This is a genomic window from Kitasatospora sp. NPDC090308 (genome assembly GCF_044769485.1).
Taxonomy (GTDB): domain Bacteria; phylum Actinomycetota; class Actinomycetes; order Streptomycetales; family Streptomycetaceae; genus Kitasatospora; species Kitasatospora fiedleri.
Window position 1 is genome coordinate 263,214 of sequence record NZ_JBIVXY010000005.1, and the last position, 18,896, is coordinate 282,109.

Genomic DNA, 18,896 nt, shown 5'->3' on the forward strand with positions numbered 1-18,896 from the left:
CCCGGGCGCCCGCCGAGGCGCGCCCCTCCCCTTCTTTACCCGCACCCCGCCGTGCCCTGTCCCGACCCGTCCCCGTACGGGCCGCGCCGCCGCCGGGTGCCGAGGAGACGACGGATCACCATGACCAGCAACCACCCGAACCAGCAGTCCCAGCCCCAGAAGCCCCAGTTCCCGTCCCAGTCCCAGTCCCAGTCGCAGCAGCGCGCCACCGCCCGCGAGCGCCTCAAGCAGGCCCAGCAGGCCGAGGCCCGGGCCGCCAAGCGCCGCCGCGGCCTGACCATCGGCGTGTCGGTGGCCGCCGCCGTGGCCGTGATCGCGGGCGGCACCGCGCTGGCGATCGCGGGCGGCTCGAAGGGCGACGGTCCGTCCACGGCCGCCGCCGTCGCGCCGGCCCACACCAGCGCCACCGACGACACCGTGGTCGTCTACGGCAAGGCCGACGCCCCGCACACCCTGGCCGTCTACGAGGACTTCCGCTGCCCGGTGTGCCAGGCGTTCGAGACCTCGGCCGGCAAGAGCGTCCAGCAGCTCGCCGACCAGGGCGACTACAAGATCGAGTACCACCTGGCCGCGTTCCTGGACAACAACCTGGGCGGCAAGGGCTCGAAGACCGCGCTGGCCGCGGCGGGCGCGGCGCTGAACGAGGGCGTCGACAAGTTCAAGGCGTTCCACGACGTGCTGTACGCCAACCAGCCCGCCGAGAGCGAGGACGGCTTCGGCGACGTCAACCACCTGCTCGACCTGGCCGGTCAGGTCCCGGGCCTGAAGACCGAGGCGTTCACCAAGGCCGTCACCGACGGCACCTACAAGAGCTGGGCGGCCGAGGTCGCCACCGCGTTCAACCGCAGCGGCGTCTCCGGCACCCCGACGGTCAAGCTCGACGGCAAGCAGCTCGCCGTGATCGGCCAGGACGGCAAGCCGCTCACCGGCGACCAGTTCACCGCCCTGGTCCAGCAGACCATCGGCGGGTGACCCGGATGACCACGGCCCTCACCACCACCACCCCCGCCACCGCGCCCGCCCCCGGGAAGACCCCGATCGGCGCCTCCCGCGGCTACGCCTGGATGCTCCTGGTCGCCGGCCTGATCGGCCTGGCCGCCTCGGCCGTCCTCACCCTGGACAAGCTCAGGCTGCTGGAGAACCCGGCCTACCGGCCCAGTTGCAACATCAACCCGGTGATCAGCTGCGGTTCGATCATGCGCACCGCCCAGGCGTCCGCCTTCGGCTTCCCCAACCCGCTGATCGGCCTGGCCGCCTTCGGCGCCCTCGCCGCGGTCGGCGCGGGCCTGGTCGCCGGCGCCGCCCACCGCCGCTGGTTCTGGCTCGCCCTCCAGTCCGGCACCCTGCTCGGCCTCGGCTTCGTCGCCTGGCTGGTCGACCAGGCGCTGTACGAGATCGGCGCGCTCTGCCCCTACTGCATGGTGGTCTGGGCCGTGGTCATCACCGCCTTCTGGTACACCACCGTCCACAACCTCCGCACCGGCGCCCTCCCCGCCCCCGCCCCCCTCCGCCGCCTGGCCGCCCTCCGCTTCCAGTGGCTCGTCCCGGTCGCCGCCTACCTGGTGATCGCCCTCCTGATCCTCAACCGCTTCTGGTACTACTGGTCGACCCTCCTCTGACCACCGCCCCGTAGAACGGCCCCCACCTGCGGTTCTCCCGGGCGGGGGCCGTTCGCGTCCGCCCCGGCCGGGCGTCCGTACGGTGCGGGTGGCGGGGGGACCCCAGGTTTCTGGGATGGTTGCCGCCGTGCCGCGCGGCCAGGGTGGGTGCACCGGCTCCGGGGGCTTCCCGGGGGTGGTGCACAGCGGCACGAGGAAGGAACAACTCATGGGTATCGGAAGGTACTTGGGCTCCCTGGCGCGCGTCTCGGCGGTGGCGGCCCTGGTGGTGGGGGCGGTGGCCGCACCGGCCGTCTCCGCGGCGGCGGCGCCCGCGGCCGCGGACGGGTCGGGTTCCGCGGCGGCCGGGGTCTGGCGGAAGGCCGTGATCAGCGGACCGTTCACGATCCGCGACGACGAGGGGTGGGCGGCGGGCACGTACTGCCGCGGTGAGGTGCACGCCGAGAACTGGACGAACGGCACGGTGGGCCCCAACGAGTGGTGGCGGACGTACTGCGGCGGCGAGATCCGGGTCGAGCTGCACGCCTACGCGTCCGTGGTGGACGCCGCGGGCACCCTGGAGTTCGGTCTCGACGCCTTCTTCTTCGAGGGCACCAACGACCGGACCACCGACCTGGACGACGAGGTCACCGGCGTGCGCGTCCGGGTGCCGGCCGGCCAGTCGGTGCCCTACACGGTGTACCTGAAGAACGGGGAGAACGGCGGCAAGGACTGGGCCACCCTCGACCTGACCTTCAGCAACACCGCCTGATCCCGCGCACCCGGCCCGGTACCGGCGATCCGGTCCCGGCGACCCGGTCCGGGCCGGGCCGGGTCACCGGGACCGGTCGGGGGCGGCGGGCCCCGGCAGGTAGTGCCGGAAGAAGAGCCGGCCCGCGAGCTCCTTGCGGGAGCGCACCCCGGTCTTGTCGAAGACCGCCTTGAGGTGGTCCTGCACCGTGTAGGGGGACAGCGCGAGGCGGTCGGCGATCTCGGCCGTCGGGCTGCCCCGCAGCACGTGGGCGAGGACCTCGCACTCGCGCGGGGTCAGGCCGTAGGCGTGGATCAGCGCGGCGATCCGGTCCGAGGGCACGGCCGGCCCGACGGTCAGGGCCACCCGGGTGCCGTCGGCGGTGTCGAGCCGCCAGCCCTCGATGGCGGCCAAGCCGCCGTCGAGGGTCGGCACGCAGACCCGGCTGCCCCCGCTCTCGCTCCGCAGGGTGGCGGCGGCGACGCTGTAGGCCGAGGCCGGCAGGCCCGTCCCGTGCGCGCGGGCCTCGGCGAGTTCGCCGTAGCGGGCTTCGGCGCCCGGGCTCTGGGAGAGCACCGCGTACTCCTCCGACAGCAGGGTCAGCGCGCTCGGCCCGACGGCGGCCGGGCCGGCGAGGAGCCCGCCGACGGACCTGCCGACGGGGTCGGTGGTGGGCCCGCCGGCCGGACCGGCGGTGGGCCCGTCGGCCGGGTTGGTCGGGGCCGCGAGCGAGCGGCGCAGGGCGCGGCCCAGGGCGCCGGACAGGGCGGCGCCGAGCTCCAGTTCGGCCGGCGAGAAGGGCGGCCGGTCGGCGGCGCGGACCAGCACCAGCGCGCCCCACACCCGGCCGGCGTCCCGCAGCAGGACCCGCATCTCGTCGGCCAGTCCCTGCGGGCGGTAGATGTCCCGGTAGCGCACGCTGCGGTCGAGCCGCCCGTCCAGTTCGGACGCCAGGCTGCCCACGGGGGTGCTCATCCGCGACAGGTGCGGCATCTGGTTGGCGTCGCCCACCCGGTACTCGATGTCCAGCATCCGGGGCATCCACTCGGCGCCGACGCCGTGCCGGAAGCTGCCGCCGACGTTGAGCAGGGTGACCGGGTCGAGCAGCACCCCGGCCCACAGGTCGAACGGCAGGGCCCGGGCCAGCGGCGGGACGGCGTCCTCGAAGACCGCCACCGAGTCGGCGGCCCGGCGGGCGGCGTGCACCGCCCGCCGCAGCGCGGCCGGCAGGCCCCGGCGCGCCGCCGAGGGGGAGGCGCCGCGCGGCCGGGTGCCCGCGCGTCCCGTGGGTGTGAACTCGCCGCGCCGGTTCATCCGGTCCCCCCTCCGCCGTGGCCGCTGCCGTGGTCGCCGATGGTGCCCGCGGCGGCTGGACATTGGATAAACGGCCAGGTGGCGACCACGGCGGCCGTTCACAGCGCGGCGAGGAGTTCCTCGGTGGCGGTGTGCAGGCGCAGTGCGGCGGCGGGGTCGAAGGCCGGGGTGTCGGTGGGGACGCGGCGGCCTTCGAGGACGGCGGTGAGGGGGGCCGGGGGTGCGTCGAGGTAGGGGAGGATCTGGGCGACGGCCTGGGCGGGGGGTTTGGCGTGGGCGCGCAGGTGGGCGACGTGGGCGGCGGTGGCGGGGTCGTACTCGCCGGCGAAGCTGGTGGCGACGGTGCCGGGGTGGTTGACCAGTTGGGGGACGTCGGGGTGGGTGGCGGCCAGGTGGGCGGCGAGCAGGTCGCAGAGCGATCCGCTGTGGCCGAGGGCTCCGGTGCCGGGGTAGTCGTGGCGCAGTTGGAGGTCGTCCCAGCGGACGGGGCCGGTCAGTCCGGCGCCGCCGAAGTTGAGCACCACGGGCCGTTCGGCGCGCCGGAGTCGGGGCAGCAGGCCGTGCGAGAGCAGGTGGCGGCTGAGGTAGTGGAGGGCGAAGTTGGCCTCCAGGCCGTCGGCGGTCTCGGCCCGGGTGGAGCGGTGGTAGCGGGCGCCGAGCACCAGGACGTCGACGGCCGGGTGGTGGGCGGTGACGTGGTCGATCAGGCGGTGGTTCTCGGCGACCAGGCTGAGGTCGGCCGCCAGGAAGTGCGCCCGGTCGCTCGTGCCGTGCCGGTGCGCCTCGGCCCGGAACGCCGCGCCCTTGGCCGGGTTGGTGCCGACCACCAGGACGTGGTGTCCGCGCTCCAGGTAGACGGTGGCGAGGGCGCGGCCGATGCCGTCCGTCCCGCCCGTGATCACTGCGGTGGCCATGGTTCCCCTTCACGCCCGGAAATGCTTTGAGATATCAAAGCATTCGACCGGAGGGGCCGACAACTGCGCTGCTCGGTGCCGCAGTTGCCGGAGCGTCAGGTGGGCGCGGCCGGGCCCGGTAGGCTGGTCCGGTGATCTCACCAGCCACCCCGCCGTCCGCCGCTGCCGCCGCCGTCGCGCCGGAGCTGGCACGGCTGGAGACGGCGCTGTCCGCGCTGGTCCGGTGGAGCGAGAGCAGGCACGTCCGCGCCGAGGTGGCCCGGCTGGCCGGGTGCGACATGCCGCCCAGCGCGCTGCGGCTGCTGGAGCACTTCGCGGCGGCGGGCCCGATGCGGGTGTCCGACATCGCCGAGTGCCTGCGCATCGACGTCTCGACGGCCTCGCTGCAACTGCGCCGCCTGCGCGCCGACGCGCTGGTCAGCCGCAGCGCCGACCCGGCCGACGGCCGCTGCGGCGTCATCGCCATCACCGCGGAGGGCCGCCGGGTGCTGGACGCGGTCCGGGCCGCCCGCTGCGGCCTGCTCGCCGAGGTGTTCGGCGCGACGCCCCCGGAGCAGCTCGGCCGCGCCGCGGACGTGCTGGGCCTGGTGCAGGAGCACATGCTGGCGGGCGCGGCGGAGCCCTCCCCCGACGGGGACCGTTCGTGACCGGACGGCAACTCGCGCCCGGTCTGACGGTGTTCGGCCCCGACACCGCTCCCCCGCTGGTCCTGGTGCACGGCATCCGACTGTCCGGCGCGATGTGGCGCCCGCACGCCCGCCGCCTCGCCCCCGACTTCCGGGTCAGCACCCCCGACCTGCCCTGCCACGGCGCCCTCGCCGACCGCCCGTTCACCCTGGACGCAGCCGTCGACACCGTCCGCCGCGCCGTCCGGGAGGCGTACGAGTCGACCGGACGCCGCCCCCTGCTGCTCGGCCTGTCCCTGGGCGGGTACGTCTCGCTGGCGCACGCCGCCCGCCACCCCGCGGACCTCGCCGCACTCGTCCTGCACGGCTGCACCGCCCGCACCGGCGGCGCGCAGGCCGCCGTCTACGCCGCCGCCGGACGACTGAACGACCGCCTGGGGCAGGAGCGTTCGGCCCGGCTCCAGGCCCGGGCGATGCGCCGGCTGCTCCCGCCGGAGTCCGCCGAAGCGGTGCTGTCCGGCGGCTTCCACCTGCCCGCCCTCACCCAGAGCGTCGCCGAACTGCGCCGCCACGACTTCCTGGCCCTGACCGGCCGACTGACCACCCCCACGCTCTTCCTCAACGGCCGCTCCGACCTGCCGTTCCGCGCCGACGAGCGGCTCTTCCTGACCGCCGCCCGCACCTCCGGCACCCCCGCCCGGCTCTTCCACACCCCTGGCGGGCACCTGCTCAGCCTCACCGACCCCGACCGCTTCACCGCCCTACTGCGCCGCGCCCACCACCTCCTGCTGCCGGACGACTCCCGCCCTCAGCAAAGGAATTGACGTTCGGTCAGCTCCCGGCCGGCCGGTACACCGCCGCGCGCTGCTGCGGCACGGGCAGCACGCCCGGGTCGAGGAAGTCCGCCGCCGGGTCGTGCACCATGCCGAGCCGCCGCGCCACCGCCCGCACCGCCGACACCCCCGCCCGACTCTTCCACACCTCCGGCGGGCACCTGCTCAGCCTCACCGACCCCGATCGCTTCACCGCGCCCACCACCTCCTGCTGCCGAACGAATCCGGCTCACAGTAAAGGAATTGACGTTCAGTCAGCTTCTGGCCAACCGGTACACCACCGCGTGCTGCTGCGGCCCCGGCGGCACGCTCGGGTCGAGGAAGTCCGCCGCCGGGTCGTGCACCATGCCGAGCCGCCGCGCCACCGCCCGTGAGGGCGCGTTCCCGGCCGCGATCACGGCCAGGATCTCGGGCAGCCCCAACTCCTCGAAGCCGTAGCGGAGGACGGCCCGTCCGGCCTCGGTGGCGTAGCCGTGGCCCCAGGCGTCGCGGTGCAGCCGCCAGCCGGCCTCGACCCCGTCGAAGGGCATCCCCTCGTCCACCGGGTCGAGCCCGGCGAAGCCCAGGAACCTTCCCTCCGAGCGGAGTTCGACCGCCCACCAGCCCCAGCCGCGCCGCGCCAGCTCGGCCCGGAAGTGCTCCAGCGAACCGGCGGCCTGCTCCCGGTCGAGCAGGGTGCCGAAGTACCGGCGCACCTCCGGGTCGGCGTTCAGCTCCGCCCAGCGGTCCAGGTCGCCGTCCCGCCACTGGCGCAACAGCAGCCTGGGCGTGGTCAGTTCGGTCACGGTCACGGTGCTCCTCCCGCTCCGGCCAGCACCTCGCCGGCCAGTTCCTCCGCCCGGTCCAGCAGCGCCGCCAGGCTCGCCGGACCGGTGCCGCCGACGGCGAACAGCTCCTGCGCCCGCCGCTCGAACTCCGGTGGCGCGCACGGCAGTCGACCGGCCGAGGCGATCGCGCCCTTCTCGTTGACCAGCCACCGCCCGGCCCGCGCGTGCAGCGCGTGCACCAGCAGACCGAAGGCCCGGAACAGGCAGCCCGCGACGTACCCGGCGTCCCCCCGGCCCGCGCCCTTGCGCGCGTTGGCCAGCACGAACGGCACCTCCCAGGCCGCGTCGGCCTCCAGCGTCCGCGTCAACTCGGGCGGGAAACAAGGGGTTTCGCCCCGCAGCGCGGCCAGCTCCCCCGCCGGGTCGGCCAGCACCCGGGCCAGCGCCAGCTCGCCGATGTACGCGTAGGACGGCACGCCGTACGGGTGTCCGGGCTGCTGGCCGGAGACGTACCGGCCCCGGCGGGCCTCGGCCGCGTAGTGGCGGACTCGCTCGACGTCCCGGTAGATCCAGTCGACCCGGGCCGGGCCGATGTCCAGCCAGGCGCCGCCGTCCACCCAGGGGCCCCAGCCGCCGGGCTCGGCCACCTCCACCGGACGACCGCACAGCTCGGCGGCCAACTCCCGCAGCGCGCCGGTGTCGAGCTGCCCGGGGCGGTAGTACAGGCCGAGGTCGTAGTCGGACCCGGCGGTGTGCGTGCCGCGCGCCCGGCTGCCGCCGAGGCAGACCCCGACCACCCCGCCGACCCGCGCCAGCCGCTCCGCGATCCGCCCGAGCCCGGGCCCGGACCCGAGGCCGCTCTCTCCCTCGTCCCGCTCCGCCGCCGCACCCGCGCCCTCGTTCGTCATCACCCGCCACCCTGCCCCACCGCACCGTCCGCCGCCAGGCATTTTCCGCCCGACACGCACCGACACGCACCGGCCCGCACCGGCCCGCACCGGCCCGCACCGGAAGGCACCGGAAGGCACCGCCGTGCTGGCGGTGCCCGGACGCACAAGGGCGCGGTGGGGGCGCCGCACCGCCCCCACCGCGCCACCGGTCGCCGCCCGCACGGCGCCCGGCCTGAATCGGTCGCCCCGGCCCCGCCCGGCCCTGGGCCGACCGACCCGGTCCCGCCCGGATGATCGGCGCACCCGGCTCAGCTGGTCCGGCTCAGCCCGGCGGACTCAGCCCGGCAGGCCCGGACCGTCCGGACGGCCGCCCGGCTCAACCGGCCGCGCAGGCCACCCCGTTGAGGGCGAAGCCGCTCGCCGCGGCGGCGTTGCCGGTGTGGTTGGCCTGGAAACCGAAGGTGGTGGAGCCCCCGGCCGGGATCGCCGCGTTGTACGACAGGTTGCTCGCGCCGACCTGGCCGGCGGCCGGGCTGACGGTGGCGTTCCAGGCGTTGGTGACGCTCTGCCCGCCGGGCAGCGTGAAGGTCAGCGTCCAGCCGTTCACGGCGCTGCCGCCGGTGTTGGTGATCGTGACGTTCTCGGTCAGGCCGGTGTTCCAGGCGCTGACCTGGGCGCTCACCTTGCACGCCGCGCCGGTCGGCGGCACCGACGGCGAGGAGGACGGCGACGAGGACGGCGAGGAGGAGGGCGAGGAGGACGGGGACGGCGAGGAGGTGCTGCCGCCGAGCGCCGTCACCACCGCGTTGTAGGCGGCCTTCGGCTGGTAGTTGTTGTCGTACATGGTGGCCGCGCCGTAGCCGGAGAAGAAGTCCGGGATCCACGAGTCCGGGTCGCCCACGCCCCACTGCGAGACGCCGACGCAACCGGTCACCGCCAGGCAGGAGTTGACCACGTTGGCGTAGTCGGTGGCCTGCTGGGCGAGGTTGGCGGCGCTGGCCGGGACGGGCATCCGGTCGTCCAGCTCGGTGATGGCGACGTTCACGCCGAGCGCGGTGAAGCGCTGGATGTTGGCCTTGAGGGTGCTGGGGACCTGGCCGACGATGAAGTGGCTCTCGAAGCCGACGCCGTCGATCGGCACGCCCTGCTGCTTGAGCGAGGAGACCAGCTGGTACATGCCGTCGCTCTTCGCGCCCAGGCCCTCGATGTTGTAGTCGTTCAGGTAGAGCTTGGCGTTCGGGTCGGCGGCGCGCGCGGTGCGCAGCGCGTCGGCGATGTAACCGGAGCCCATCGCGTTGGTGAAGGCGTCGGTGCGCAGCGTGCCGTCCTCGTTGAACGGCTCGTTGACGACGTCCCAGGAGTAGACCTGGCCCTTGTAGTGGGTGGCCTCGGTGGTGATGTGGTTCTCCATCGCGGCCTTCACCTGGGCGGTGGGCAGGCTGCTGACCCAGCCGGGCAGTTGGCTGTGCCAGACCAGGGTGTGGCCGCGCACCCGCATGCTGTGGGCCTTGGCGAAGGAGACGATCTGGTCGCCGGGGCCGAAGTTGAAGTTCCCGGCGGAGGGTTCGGTGGTGTCCCACTTCATCTCGTTGCCGGGGGTGACCATGTCGAACTGGGTGCCGGCGATCGCCGTGATGGTGGAGCTGTTCAGGTTGGACTGGGTCAGGGCGGTGCCGAAGTAGCCGCCCTTGGCCTCGGCGAGGTCGCGCAGGGTGGTGCCCGCGGCACCGGCCGGTCCGCTGCCGACGGTGGCGGCGGCCAGCAGTCCGCCGGCGGCGGCGAGGGCCAGCGCCGCGAGGGCGCGCCCGGGCCGGCGAGCTGCGCGCAACTGTGCAGCCATGGTGGGTCCCTTCCGAGGGGGTGGGTGGGGTGCACGGACCGTACGGCGGCCCGCGCGGCCCCGGCAACGGAGCGCCGGGGCCGACCGCCACCGGCCACCGCCGGGCCGACTCCGAAAATTTCGACGGACGTTCGACCGTCCTTCGACGCCCACCGCCCCGACCTGCGGCTGGAGCCGGAAACGACGCGGCGGCCGCGGCCCCGGCCCCCGGGTCCGCGGCCGCCCCGACCGGCTCCGCCGTCAAGAAAGTTACAGCTACCGCACGTCAGCGGGCTGCGCCACGGGGACGACGGCCAGTTCCTTGCCCATGCAGACGCTCTGCTCGTGGTCCTTGTAGTAGCCGAACTTGCGGATCTCGGCGTAGCCCTCGGAGGTGTAGAGCGCGATCGCCTCCGGCTGCAGGGTGCCGGTCTCCAGCACCAGCCGGGTCCGCCCGGCGGCGACCGCGGCGGCCTCCAGGTGGCGCAGCACCGCGCGGGCGTGGCCCCGGCCGCGGGCGTCGGGGACGACGTACATCCGCTTGAGTTCGGCGTCGCCGTCGCGCAGCCCGTCCGCGTCCCGCTCCTTGGCCCGCCAGCCGCCGCAGGCCACCGGCCGCCCGTCCTGGTAGCCGATCACGAACAGCCCGGCGGGCGGGTCGAAGTGGTCGGTGTGGATGGCGGTCTGGTCGCCGTCGCCGTACCTGCGGACGTACTCCTGCTGGACCTCGGCGGCGAGTTGCTGGGCGTCGGGGTGTCCGAAGCCGGTGGTGCGGATCTCCATGGCGCCCAAGGGTACGGGCCCGCCCCCGGCCCGCTCGGTGCCGGGGGCGGGTGAACCGCCAGGTGAGGAGCCGCGCAGGAGCCGGGCAAGAGCCAGGCAGGAGCCGGGTCGGGGCCTTGCAGGAGCCGCGCAGGGGCCGGGCTCAGGCGCGGGTGAGACGGGCGATCAGGTCGTCCTTGCCGAACATCCGGGCCGCGTCCAGCGCGGAGGGCGCCCCGGCCCGCGGGTCGGCGCCGTGCGCGAGCAGGGCGTCGACGACCTCGGTGGCGCCCTTGAAGACGGCGCCGGCCAGCGGGGTCTGGCCGTGGTCGTTGGCCCGGTCGGCCTCGGCGCCGCGCTCCAGCAGGGCGGTGACGGCGGCGGCGTGGCCGTGGTAGGCGGCGAGCATCAGCAGGGTGTCGCCGCGGTCGTTGGTGAGGTCGGCGGGGGTGCCGGCGTCGAGGTAGGCGGCGAGCAGCGCCGCGTCCCCGGTGCGGGCGGCCTCGAAGAGCCGCCCGGCCAGGGCGATGACGTCCTCGTCGGGCTGCACGGTGGGATCGGTCATGGGGTGTTCTCCGCCTTCCGGTGGGCGGCCGCGCGGGCCGCTGATCGTCCTGGTGGTGCCACCGCGAACGCTAGCGGACGCCCCCGCGGCGCCGTCCGGCGCGGCGCGGCACGGCCGTTCGGGCGAATTCCGGGTGCGCGGAGCGCGGTCGCGCCAGGCGCGGGGACGCCTGAGTGCGCCGGTGCGATCCACTGGCCCTGCGCATCCCCGCCCCGCGGGACGTATACCGCCGATCCGAGTGCTCGGGTGAGATCCACCCGTTTGCCGCACCCCATCATCTATTACTTCTTGTCACCATGAAGGCACTTTCTGTACACACTGTCCCCGCCCCTCGTGAGGAGCAATCCCGTGATTCTCTCCATCTCCGGCATCGTCCTGTTCGGTGTGATCGCTTTCCTCTTCTTCCGCCGGGACGGGCTGAAGATCTCCCACGCACTGGTCTGCGCCCTGTTCGGCTTCTACGTCGCGGGCTCCTCGATCGCCCCGACCATCCAGGCGGGCGGCGCGAGCCTGGCCAGCCTGATCGGCGGCCTGAAGTTCTGAGCGGTCCCTGCTCCTTACGGCCCGGGCGCGGACATCCCACCGCCCCGGGCCTTCTGCCAGCCCCGCCCGGCCGATCCCCCGTCAGCCCGCCACCGCCGTACCCCGCGGCCGTCCCCCGCCGCCGTTCCCCGTGCCTGTCCCCGTGACCGTTCCCCCTCCCTGCCCTCCGGAGCCCGCATGTCCCTCACCCGCCACTTCACCCGGGGCCGCGACCTCGCCCGCAGCGCCGGCGACCACGCCGCCGACGTGTTCGCCCCGCTGGCCCTGATCGGCCGCGGCCTGCGCCGCCACGCCGAGTGGGCCAAGGACCGCTGGGCGGCCACCCCGAAGGAGCGGCGCGGCCCGACGCTGCTGGTCGGCGCGGCCGTGGTGCTCGGCGTCTTCCTGCTGCCGCACGGCCCGCTGTTGGCGATCGTCGCCCTGGTCGCCTCCGCCGCCTGGGTCGGCCGCAGCCCCAAGTCCCCGCCGGTGCCCGAGCCGGAGGCCGCCGACGTCAAGCTGCCCGCGCTGTACGCGGCGCTCACCCCCTACTTCGGCGGCTACGACGACCCGGGCGCGCTGTACCGGGTGGACGGCGAGTGGAAGGCGGTGTTCGCGGACTGGGCGTTCGACCCGGACGGGCGGCTGGCCGCGCTGGACATCGTCTACCCGGCGTACTTCACCGACACCGAGCCGGCCGCCCGGGCCCGGATCGAGCAGGTGGTGCAGGGCAAGGCGGGCCGCTCGCGCGAGTACCGCTTCGACTGGGACGAGGAGTCCAACCGGCTGCGGGTGACGGCGCTGGCCCCGCTGCCCGCCGACATCGCCGCGCAGCGCTTCGTCACCGCGCCGGGCGAGATCGTGCTGGGCTTCACCGACGGCGCGGGCAGCCCCCGCACCATCCCGGTCGAGCAGGGCGGCGTCACCGGGCAGCAGCCGCCGGTGGTGTGGCGGGTCGGGCCGCGCTCGGCCGAGCCGCACCTGCTGGCGCTGGGCGCGCCCGGCCACGGCACCTCGACGCTGCTGCGCTCGATCGCCCTGCAGGCGCTGCCGCACGGCGACCTGGTGGTGGTGGACGGGGCGAGCACCGGCGAGCACGCCTGCTTGGTGAACCGTCCGGGCGTGCACACCGTGGAGACCAGCCTGCACGGGGCGCTCGCCGCGCTGGAGTGGTGCGCGCAGGAGACCGAGCGCCGGCTGGTCGCGCTGAACGCCGCCCGGCACCACGGGCTGGCCGCGCCCGCCGACGTCACCCGCCCGCTGTGGATCCTGCTCGACCACCTCACCGAGCTGTCCGAACTCGCCCACGCCGAGGGCCGCACCGACCCGCAGGAGCTGCTGGAGGTGCCGCTGCGGCACGGCCGGGCGGCCCGGGTCACGGTGGTGTTCGTGGACGCGCTGGACGCCCGGGACCGGATCTCCGCGACCGTCCACGCCTGCGCCCGGGCCCGGGTGGTGCTCGGCCCGGTGACCGTCGACTCCGGCGCGGCGGCGCTCGGCGGCCCGCTGGACATCGCGCCCGCCGCGCACACCCCGCCCGGCCGCGGCTACGCCCGGATCGGCGCCGCCGCGCCGGTCCGGCTCCAGGTCCCGGTCACCGTCGACCCGCTGGACGAGGACGCCCCGGCCGCGCTGCGGGACGCGGTGGTCGCCCTGCTGCCGCACCACGACACCCGCACCGAGGCGGCGGCTCCGGCGGTCGCCGAGGGGGTCGGTGCCGGACCGGTCGACGCCGGACCGGCCGACGCCGAGCCGCAGCCGCGGCCGACCGATCTGACGAAGGACCCGGCGCAGGTTAGTCCGCGCCCGGTCTGGTAAGAAGACCGGTCGGGCCCGACGCCCTTCGGCGGACCATAAGTGCACAAAATGTGACACGCCGGGTGATAACACCGCCCAGATGTGACAAAACGGGCGACCATGGGTACAAACAGGGGCGGCACGACAGGCGACGTATGTCCCGGACGGGAATCTTCGTCGGAGGTCGAGCGTTGGACCCAGCGACGAAGACAGCGACCACTAGTCCTGTGGGCAAGAAGCCCGGGAGGCACGATTCATGAGCGAGCGAGCTCTCCGCGGCACGCGACTCGGGGCGACCAGCTACGAGACCGACCGCGGTATTGACCTGGCACCCCGCCAGACCGTTGAGTACGCATGTCAGAACGGACACCGCTTCGAGGTCCCGTTCTCGGTCGAGGCGGAGATTCCCGTGGTGTGGGAATGCCGTTTCTGCGGCCAGGAGGCCGCCCTCCTCGACGGCGAGGAGCCGGAGGAGAAGAAGACCAAGCCCACCCGCACCCACTGGGACATGCTGATGGAGCGCCGGACTCGCGAGGAGCTGGAGGAGGTCCTGGCCGAGCGCCTGGCCGTCCTGCGCTCGGGCGGGATGAACCTGGCGATCCACCCGCGCGACTCGCGCAAGTCCGCCTGACGGACCAGCGCCGCACCACCGCCGAAGGGCCCCGGTTCCCCGGGGCCCTTCGGCGTTCCCGCGTGCACGGGAAGAGAGTGCGCGGGAACCGCCGGACGGAGCGTCCGACGGAGCGTCAGGGCGCGATCGGCGGACGGTACCCGGTGTCCGGGCCGGACGGGCCGGAGGGGTCGGCGGAGCCGCGCGGGCCGGCCGGCGGGTCGACGACCTCGCCCTGGACGACCTTGCCGTCGGGCCGGTGGATGCGCAGCTGCTCCTGCAGGCGCACCGCGTCGGCGAACCGGTCCGCGCCGACCGGGGTGGTGGAGCGCAGCGCCGAGCCGGCGATCCGGCGGCCGACGGCGCGCCACACGGCCCGGGTCGGCGGCAGCAGGAAGGTCACCGCCAGCAGGTCGGACAGGAAGCCGGGGACCATCAGCAGGAGGCCGGCCAGCACCGTCATCGACGTGCCGGTCTGCGGCTGCGCGGACTGCGGGTCCCTGGACAGCTCGACGGCGGCCCGGAAGGCCCGCGCCCCGGCGCGCTTGATCACCGCGCCGCCGAGGAACACCCCGGCGACCAGCAGCAGCAGGGTCGGGAACCAGCCGATCCAGCCGGCCACCACGGTGACCAGCCAGATTTCCAGCACCAGCCAGGCGACGACCAGCAGCGGCACGGTTCGGGCGAGCCGGCCGCGGCGGGCCGGGCGGGCCGGGGTTGCTTGCCGGGACACGGTACGGATCCACTCCATCGCGGTGCTCTCCGCGGCGGCCGGCCTCTCCGGCCGCGTCCACGGCACCACCCAGCACAACGGCCCCGGGACCCGCCGTGTTCCTCGGCGCGCACCCGGGGCCGTCGGCCCGCGGCCGCTCAGGCCGCGCGCTCCGCCCTCCGCCGGCGCACCCCGCCGGCCACCGCGAACGCGCAGGCCAGCACGCCGCCGAGGGCCAGCGTCCACTCCGGCGCGGCGCCGACCCGGTCCGCGACGGTCCTCCCGTCGCGCAGCGGCACCACCGCGTTCAGCACGGCCTGCTCCATCTCGCCGGTGCGCTGCTGCACCGCACCGTCCGGGGTGATCACCGCGGAGACGCCGCTGGTCGCCGCGATCAGCACCGCCCGCCCGTGCTCGACCGCCCGCAGCCGGGACATCGCCAGCTGCTGCTCGGTCTGCCCGGTGTTGTTGTACGTGGCGTTGTTGGTCTGCACGACGATCACCCGGCCGCCCTGGTCGACCGCGTCCCGGACGATCTCGTCGTACGCCACCTCGAAGCAGATCACGTCGCCGATCCGGGCCGGGCCGAGCTGCATCACGCCGTTGTGGTCGCCGGGGTAGAAGTCCCGGGCGACCCGCTGGAGGCGGCTGATCACCTTGGACAGCTCGGTGCGGAACGGCACGTACTCGCCGAACGGGACCGGGTGCTGCTTGGTGTAGGAGGCGCCGGGGCCGGTCGCCGGGTCCCAGACGATGCCCTCGTTCTGGACGTGCTGCTCGTCGGGGCCGTCGACCAGCGCGCCGACCAGGGTGGGGACGCCGACCGCCTTGACCGCCGCGTCGATCCGGGCGTAGGCCGCCGGGTCGGTGAACGGGTCGAGGTCGGAGGCGTTCTCCGGCCAGATCACGACGTCCGGCTTGGGCGCCGTGCCCGCGGCGACGGCGGCGGCGAGCTTCTCGGTGGCGGTGGCGTGGTTGTCCAGCACCTCCATCGGGCGGCCCAGGAAGTCCATGCCGGGGCGGTCCACGTTGCCCTGGACGAGGGCGACCTTCACCGTGTCGTCCGCCGAGGTCGGCACCGGCACCGCGTAGCCGACCAGCACCAGCGCGAGCGCGCCCGCCGCGCCGACCGCGGTGCGCCAGGGCAGCTCGGTGTCGGTGCGCCGGGCGCGCACCGCGCTCAGCGCGGCCCAGGCCAGCAGGGTGCCGCTGCCCGCGACCGCGAAGGTCACCAGCGGGGCACCGCCCAGCGCGGCCAGCGGCGTGAACGGGCTGGCGGTGTTGGCGAACGCCAGCCGACCCCACGGGAAGCCGCCGAACGGCAGCCGGTCGCGCATCCACTCCTGGGTGACCCAGAGCACCGCGCCCCACAGCGGCCAGCCGCGCAGCCTGGAGGTCAGCGCCGTGCCCGCGCCCATCAGCGCCAGGAACAGCGCCTCGATCAGCGACAGGCCGACGGCGGCGTCCCAGCCGACCGGGCGCAGCCAGGACAGCAGCACCACGAAGAACGGGACGCCGAAGGCGAAGCCCAGCCAGGCGCCGTGCCGGGCCCGGCGGCCCCGGGTCAGCAGCGCCAGGCCGGCCACCGCGAGGATCGACAGCGGCCACCCGTCGAACGGCGGGAAGGCGAACGCCAGGGCCAGGCCGCAGAGCGCGGCGAGGACGGTCCGGCCCCACCAGGCCCGGCGGCCGTCCGCCCACCGCGCCCCGCGGCCACCCGGCCCGGGCGCCGGCGGCTCCGCGTCCTGCTCGGCCACCGGCTGCTCCTGCGAAACGGGCAGTGCCACCTGCGCACCACCTCTCTACCTCGGGATCGTCTCCGCGCCGGGAGGGGCGCACGCGCGTTCCACCTCGTCCGACGTCCCAGGAAAGGTACCTCACTCCCCCGGCCGCCCCCGCGCGGCCGACGGCCCGTCAGCGGCCGACCGGCGGGCGGCGTCCGGACCAGGGCAGCGCCTCCTCCGGGGTGCGGGCGACCTGGAGCAGCAGGTCCTCGCGCCAGGGGGCGGCGACCAGCTGGACGCCCACCGGCAGGCCGGTGGCCGGGTCCCGGTGCAGCGGCAGCGGGAGCGCGGGCTGGCCGGTGACGTTGGACAGCGAGGTGAACCCGCCCCTCGGGTAGGAGTCGCGGAGCGCGGCCGCCGGGTCCTCGGCGGCCGCGGCCCGCCAGGCGCCGATCCGCGGCGGCAGGCAGGCCATGGTGGGGGTGACCAGCAGGTCGAACCCGGCCAGGAAGCCCTCCACCAGGGCGCGGGAGAGCCGCTGGGCGCGCTGCACGGCCTGCGCGTAGGCCCAGGAGTCGACGGCGTGCGCGGCGTCCCGCAGGGCCCGGTCGTGCGGTTCGACCCGGTCCGGGTCGGTGAGCGGGACGCCGGCCGCGCCGGTGTTCCAGACGGTGGTGAACGCGCCCACCAGCTCCTCGGTCGGCGGCGGCAGCGGCAGCGCGGTGTCGACCACGCGGTGCCCGGCGGCCTCCAGGGCGTGCAGCGCCCGGTGGACGGCCGTCCGGCAGGCCGGGTCGACGGTGATCCCGGCGAGCGGGGAGTCGGTGAGGTGGCCGATCCGCAGGCCGGTCGGCGGGCGCCGCTCCAGCGCGGCGGCGTGGCGCTGCGCGGGGGCGGGCGGCGACCACCAGCTGCCCGGGTCGGGCCGGGCCGGCACGTCCAGGGCGGCGGCGGTGTCCGCCACGGTGCGGCTGACCACCCCGCTTGCGGCCAGGGCCTCCCTTGCGGATCTTGTCGGATCGGCGCGCGGCGTCGGGCGCCCGGCAGGATCGGCCGGACCGGTCCTACGCGGTGCGGCGGTGGACGGTGCGGCCGCGGACGACGGTGCGCAGGCAGGTGGGGAGGGGGTGGCCGGGGGTGAGGTCGGGCAGGCCCGGGGTGCCGGAGCGGGGGTCGGTGGACCAGCCGGCGATGCGGGTGTCGGGGGCCTGGACGACCAGGTCGGCGGTGTCCCAGACGGCGTAGGAGGCGATCGCGCCGGGGACGAGGACGCCGTCGGCGTCGTGGCCGAGGGCGCGGTGGCCGCCGCGGGTGTGGGCGGTGAAGGCGGCGCGGACCGAGATCCGGTGCTCGGGGGTGCGGTGGAAGGCGGCGGCCCGGACGGTGCCCCAGGGGTCGAGCGGGGTGACGGGGGCGTCGGAGCCGAAGGCCAGCGGGAGGCCGGTGCGCAGCATCGCGGCGAAGGGGTTGAGGGCGGCGGCCCGCTCCGCGCCGAGGCGTTCGGCGTACATGCCGTCGGGGCCGCCCCAGGCGGCGTCGAAGGCGGGCTGGACGGAGGCGGTGAGGCCGAGTTCGGCGAACGCGGCGAGCGTCTCGTAGGTCAGGGCCTCGGCGTGCTCGACCCGGTGGCGGGCGGCCTTGACCCGGTCGAGGCCGAGCTTGTCGGCGGCGGCGCGCACGCCCGCCACGACGGCGCCGATCGCGGCGTCGCCGATGGCGTGGAAGCCGGCCTGGAGGCCGGCCTCGGTGCAGGCGGTGACGTGGTCGGCGATCTCGGCGGCGGTGAGGTAGGCGACGCCGGTGTGCGGGGCGTCGGTGTAGGGGTCGTGCAGGCAGGCGGTGTGCGAGCCGAGCGCGCCGTCGACGAACAGGTCGCCGCCGGCGCCGACCGCGCCGAGCCGCCGGGCGGTCTCGATGCCCTCGGGGCCGAGTTCGCCCCAGTAGCCGTAGACCTCGGGGCCGTCGGTCTCGGCGGCGAGGGCGAGCAGGGCGGCGAGGTCCTCGGCGGAGGAGATCTGCGGTCCGGCGCACTCGTGCAGGGTGCCGATGCCGAGTTCGGCGGCGCGGCGCAGGGTGGCGTGCTGGGCGGCGCGGCGCCGGGCGGGGGTGAGGTGGGCGAGGGCGGCCTGCCGGACGGCGTGGTGGGCGTCGCGGGTGAGCGGGCCGTCGGGGTGGTGGCCGGGGAGCGCGTCCAGGCCGGGTACCAGGGCGCGCAGCGCGGTGGTGGCGAGGGCGGAGTGGACGTCGGTGCGGGAGAGGTAGAGCGGCACGGGGCCGGCGGCGGCGTCGAGTTCGGCCAGCGCGGGGGCGCGGTGCTCGGGCCAGCGGGTCTCGTCCCAGCCGTGGCCGATCAGGGCGCCGCCGGTGCAGGAGGCGGCGAACGCGGCGATCCGCTCCAGCGCCTCGGCGAGCGAGGCGCAGTCGGTGAGGTCGAGGCCGGTGAGCGCGAGGCCGGTGGAGGTGGCGTGCACGTGGGCGTCGACGAAGGCGGGGGTGACCAGGGCGCCGTCCAGTTCGACGATCTCGTCGACGGTGTCGGCGTACGCCTCGGCGGCTCCGTCGCTGCCGACCCAGGCGACGTGTTGCCCCTCGACCAGCATGGCGGTGGCGAAGGGGTCGGCGGGGCTGTAGACGTTGCCGCCGCGCAGCAGCACGGTCCGGTCGGTGCGTTCGGTCATGGCGTCCAGTCTCG

At 75.5% G+C, this 18,896-nt stretch carries 20 protein-coding genes; 8 read left to right on the forward strand and 12 right to left on the reverse strand.

Annotated features, from left to right (window positions below; genetic code table 11):
• Positions 1 to 120 precede the first annotated feature (120 nt).
• The 3 genes from ACIQVD_RS14345 (at position 121) to ACIQVD_RS14355 (ending at position 2,370) form a co-directional block, all read left to right on the forward strand.
• Entirely contained in the window at positions 121 to 972 is an 852-nt protein-coding gene (locus tag ACIQVD_RS14345) for a DsbA family protein (RefSeq protein ID WP_402289039.1), read from the forward strand.
• 5 nt (positions 973 to 977) lie between these two features.
• A complete protein-coding gene (locus tag ACIQVD_RS14350) occupies positions 978 to 1,619 on the forward strand; it encodes a vitamin K epoxide reductase family protein (protein ID WP_402289510.1) in 642 nt (213 codons plus the stop codon).
• Positions 1,620 to 1,827: 208 nt separating this feature from the next.
• On the forward strand, positions 1,828 to 2,370 hold the full coding sequence (locus ACIQVD_RS14355; RefSeq protein WP_402289041.1) for a hypothetical protein: 543 nt from the start codon (positions 1,828 to 1,830) through the stop codon (positions 2,368 to 2,370).
• A gap of 63 nt (positions 2,371 to 2,433) precedes the next feature.
• On the opposite strand, the gene ACIQVD_RS14360 is transcribed toward ACIQVD_RS14355, so the two are convergent.
• Positions 2,434 to 3,663: a LuxR C-terminal-related transcriptional regulator gene (locus ACIQVD_RS14360; RefSeq protein WP_402289043.1), complete on the reverse strand. Its 1,230-nt coding sequence runs from the start codon at positions 3,661 to 3,663 to the stop codon at positions 2,434 to 2,436.
• Between the two features lie 98 nt (positions 3,664 to 3,761).
• Positions 3,762 to 4,577, reverse strand: a complete 816-nt coding sequence (locus tag ACIQVD_RS14365) for an SDR family NAD(P)-dependent oxidoreductase (protein WP_402289045.1) — start codon at positions 4,575 to 4,577, stop codon at positions 3,762 to 3,764.
• 131 nt (positions 4,578 to 4,708) lie between these two features.
• Between ACIQVD_RS14365 and ACIQVD_RS14370 the strand changes: the two genes are divergently transcribed.
• Together ACIQVD_RS14370 and ACIQVD_RS14375 are read left to right on the forward strand one after the other, a co-directional pair.
• Positions 4,709 to 5,224 carry a MarR family winged helix-turn-helix transcriptional regulator gene (locus ACIQVD_RS14370; RefSeq protein WP_402289047.1) on the forward strand — a complete coding sequence of 172 codons (516 nt, stop codon included), beginning with the start codon at positions 4,709 to 4,711 and terminating at the stop codon, positions 5,222 to 5,224.
• Positions 5,221 to 6,027, forward strand: a complete 807-nt coding sequence (locus tag ACIQVD_RS14375) for an alpha/beta fold hydrolase (protein WP_402289049.1) — start codon at positions 5,221 to 5,223, stop codon at positions 6,025 to 6,027. The genes ACIQVD_RS14370 and ACIQVD_RS14375 overlap by 4 nt, the downstream gene beginning before the upstream one ends.
• A gap of 7 nt (positions 6,028 to 6,034) precedes the next feature.
• On the opposite strand, the gene ACIQVD_RS14380 is transcribed toward ACIQVD_RS14375, so the two are convergent.
• The 6 genes from ACIQVD_RS14380 to ACIQVD_RS14405 form a co-directional block, all read right to left on the reverse strand.
• On the reverse strand, positions 6,035 to 6,184 hold the full coding sequence (locus tag ACIQVD_RS14380) for a hypothetical protein (protein ID WP_402289052.1): 150 nt from the start codon (positions 6,182 to 6,184) through the stop codon (positions 6,035 to 6,037).
• Positions 6,185 to 6,290: 106 nt separating this feature from the next.
• Positions 6,291 to 6,821, reverse strand: coding sequence for a GNAT family N-acetyltransferase (locus ACIQVD_RS14385; protein ID WP_402289513.1), 531 nt, complete (start codon positions 6,819 to 6,821; stop codon positions 6,291 to 6,293).
• Positions 6,822 to 6,823: 2 nt separating this feature from the next.
• Complete coding sequence (locus tag ACIQVD_RS14390) at positions 6,824 to 7,711, reverse strand: nucleotidyltransferase domain-containing protein (protein ID WP_402289054.1); 888 nt, start codon at positions 7,709 to 7,711, stop codon at positions 6,824 to 6,826.
• A gap of 358 nt (positions 7,712 to 8,069) precedes the next feature.
• Positions 8,070 to 9,533, reverse strand: coding sequence for an endo-1,4-beta-xylanase (locus ACIQVD_RS14395; protein WP_402289057.1), 1,464 nt, complete (start codon positions 9,531 to 9,533; stop codon positions 8,070 to 8,072).
• A gap of 255 nt (positions 9,534 to 9,788) precedes the next feature.
• Positions 9,789 to 10,295 carry a GNAT family N-acetyltransferase gene (locus ACIQVD_RS14400; protein WP_400686180.1) on the reverse strand — a complete coding sequence of 169 codons (507 nt, stop codon included), beginning with the start codon at positions 10,293 to 10,295 and terminating at the stop codon, positions 9,789 to 9,791.
• A gap of 142 nt (positions 10,296 to 10,437) precedes the next feature.
• Positions 10,438 to 10,839, reverse strand: coding sequence for an ankyrin repeat domain-containing protein (locus tag ACIQVD_RS14405; RefSeq protein WP_400686183.1), 402 nt, complete (start codon positions 10,837 to 10,839; stop codon positions 10,438 to 10,440).
• A 348-nt stretch (positions 10,840 to 11,187) separates the two neighbouring features.
• Here ACIQVD_RS14405 and ACIQVD_RS14410 point away from each other — a divergent pair, with 348 nt between their 5' ends.
• The 3 genes from ACIQVD_RS14410 to ACIQVD_RS14420 all read left to right on the forward strand — a co-directional run bounded on the left by ACIQVD_RS14410 (position 11,188) and on the right by ACIQVD_RS14420 (position 13,789).
• Positions 11,188 to 11,382: a hypothetical protein gene (locus tag ACIQVD_RS14410; protein ID WP_100835141.1), complete on the forward strand. Its 195-nt coding sequence runs from the start codon at positions 11,188 to 11,190 to the stop codon at positions 11,380 to 11,382.
• Between the two features lie 177 nt (positions 11,383 to 11,559).
• Positions 11,560 to 13,179: an FtsK/SpoIIIE domain-containing protein gene (locus ACIQVD_RS14415; protein ID WP_402289061.1), complete on the forward strand. Its 1,620-nt coding sequence runs from the start codon at positions 11,560 to 11,562 to the stop codon at positions 13,177 to 13,179.
• Between the two features lie 235 nt (positions 13,180 to 13,414).
• Complete coding sequence (locus ACIQVD_RS14420) at positions 13,415 to 13,789, forward strand: RNA polymerase-binding protein RbpA (RefSeq protein WP_014134296.1); 375 nt, start codon at positions 13,415 to 13,417, stop codon at positions 13,787 to 13,789.
• Between the two features lie 115 nt (positions 13,790 to 13,904).
• Here the strand turns inward: ACIQVD_RS14420 and fxsA are convergent, their stop codons facing one another.
• From fxsA to ACIQVD_RS14440, 4 genes are all read right to left on the reverse strand, one after another.
• Positions 13,905 to 14,501 carry an FxsA family membrane protein gene (gene fxsA, locus ACIQVD_RS14425; protein ID WP_400686189.1) on the reverse strand — a complete coding sequence of 199 codons (597 nt, stop codon included), beginning with the start codon at positions 14,499 to 14,501 and terminating at the stop codon, positions 13,905 to 13,907.
• Positions 14,502 to 14,638: 137 nt separating this feature from the next.
• Positions 14,639 to 16,267: an apolipoprotein N-acyltransferase gene (lnt, locus tag ACIQVD_RS14430; RefSeq protein WP_400686192.1), complete on the reverse strand. Its 1,629-nt coding sequence runs from the start codon at positions 16,265 to 16,267 to the stop codon at positions 14,639 to 14,641.
• A 127-nt stretch (positions 16,268 to 16,394) separates the two neighbouring features.
• Positions 16,395 to 17,198 carry an amidase family protein gene (locus ACIQVD_RS14435; RefSeq protein ID WP_402289516.1) on the reverse strand — a complete coding sequence of 268 codons (804 nt, stop codon included), beginning with the start codon at positions 17,196 to 17,198 and terminating at the stop codon, positions 16,395 to 16,397.
• A gap of 70 nt (positions 17,199 to 17,268) precedes the next feature.
• On the reverse strand, positions 17,269 to 18,882 hold the full coding sequence (locus ACIQVD_RS14440; RefSeq protein WP_402289065.1) for an amidohydrolase: 1,614 nt from the start codon (positions 18,880 to 18,882) through the stop codon (positions 17,269 to 17,271).
• Positions 18,883 to 18,896: the final 14 nt, after the last annotated feature.

What these genes read in the sequence shown, in the direction of transcription:
- ACIQVD_RS14345 (WP_402289039.1), top strand. Translation starts at nt 121, where the DNA reads ATGACCAGCAACCACCCGAACCAGCAGTCCCAGCCCCAGAAGCCCCAG.
- ACIQVD_RS14350 (WP_402289510.1), top strand. Translation starts at nt 978, where the DNA reads ATGACCACGGCCCTCACCACCACCACCCCCGCCACCGCGCCCGCCCCC.
- ACIQVD_RS14355 (WP_402289041.1), top strand. Translation starts at nt 1,828, where the DNA reads ATGGGTATCGGAAGGTACTTGGGCTCCCTGGCGCGCGTCTCGGCGGTG.
- ACIQVD_RS14360 (WP_402289043.1), bottom strand. Translation starts at nt 3,663, where the DNA reads ATGAACCGGCGCGGCGAGTTCACACCCACGGGACGCGCGGGCACCCGG.
- ACIQVD_RS14365 (WP_402289045.1), bottom strand. Translation starts at nt 4,577, where the DNA reads ATGGCCACCGCAGTGATCACGGGCGGGACGGACGGCATCGGCCGCGCC.
- ACIQVD_RS14390 (WP_402289054.1), bottom strand. Translation starts at nt 7,711, where the DNA reads ATGACGAACGAGGGCGCGGGTGCGGCGGCGGAGCGGGACGAGGGAGAG.
- ACIQVD_RS14395 (WP_402289057.1), bottom strand. Translation starts at nt 9,533, where the DNA reads ATGGCTGCACAGTTGCGCGCAGCTCGCCGGCCCGGGCGCGCCCTCGCG.
- ACIQVD_RS14400 (WP_400686180.1), bottom strand. Translation starts at nt 10,295, where the DNA reads ATGGAGATCCGCACCACCGGCTTCGGACACCCCGACGCCCAGCAACTC.
- ACIQVD_RS14405 (WP_400686183.1), bottom strand. Translation starts at nt 10,839, where the DNA reads ATGACCGATCCCACCGTGCAGCCCGACGAGGACGTCATCGCCCTGGCC.
- ACIQVD_RS14415 (WP_402289061.1), top strand. Translation starts at nt 11,560, where the DNA reads ATGTCCCTCACCCGCCACTTCACCCGGGGCCGCGACCTCGCCCGCAGC.
- ACIQVD_RS14420 (WP_014134296.1), top strand. Translation starts at nt 13,415, where the DNA reads ATGAGCGAGCGAGCTCTCCGCGGCACGCGACTCGGGGCGACCAGCTAC.
- ACIQVD_RS14440 (WP_402289065.1), bottom strand. Translation starts at nt 18,882, where the DNA reads ATGACCGAACGCACCGACCGGACCGTGCTGCTGCGCGGCGGCAACGTC.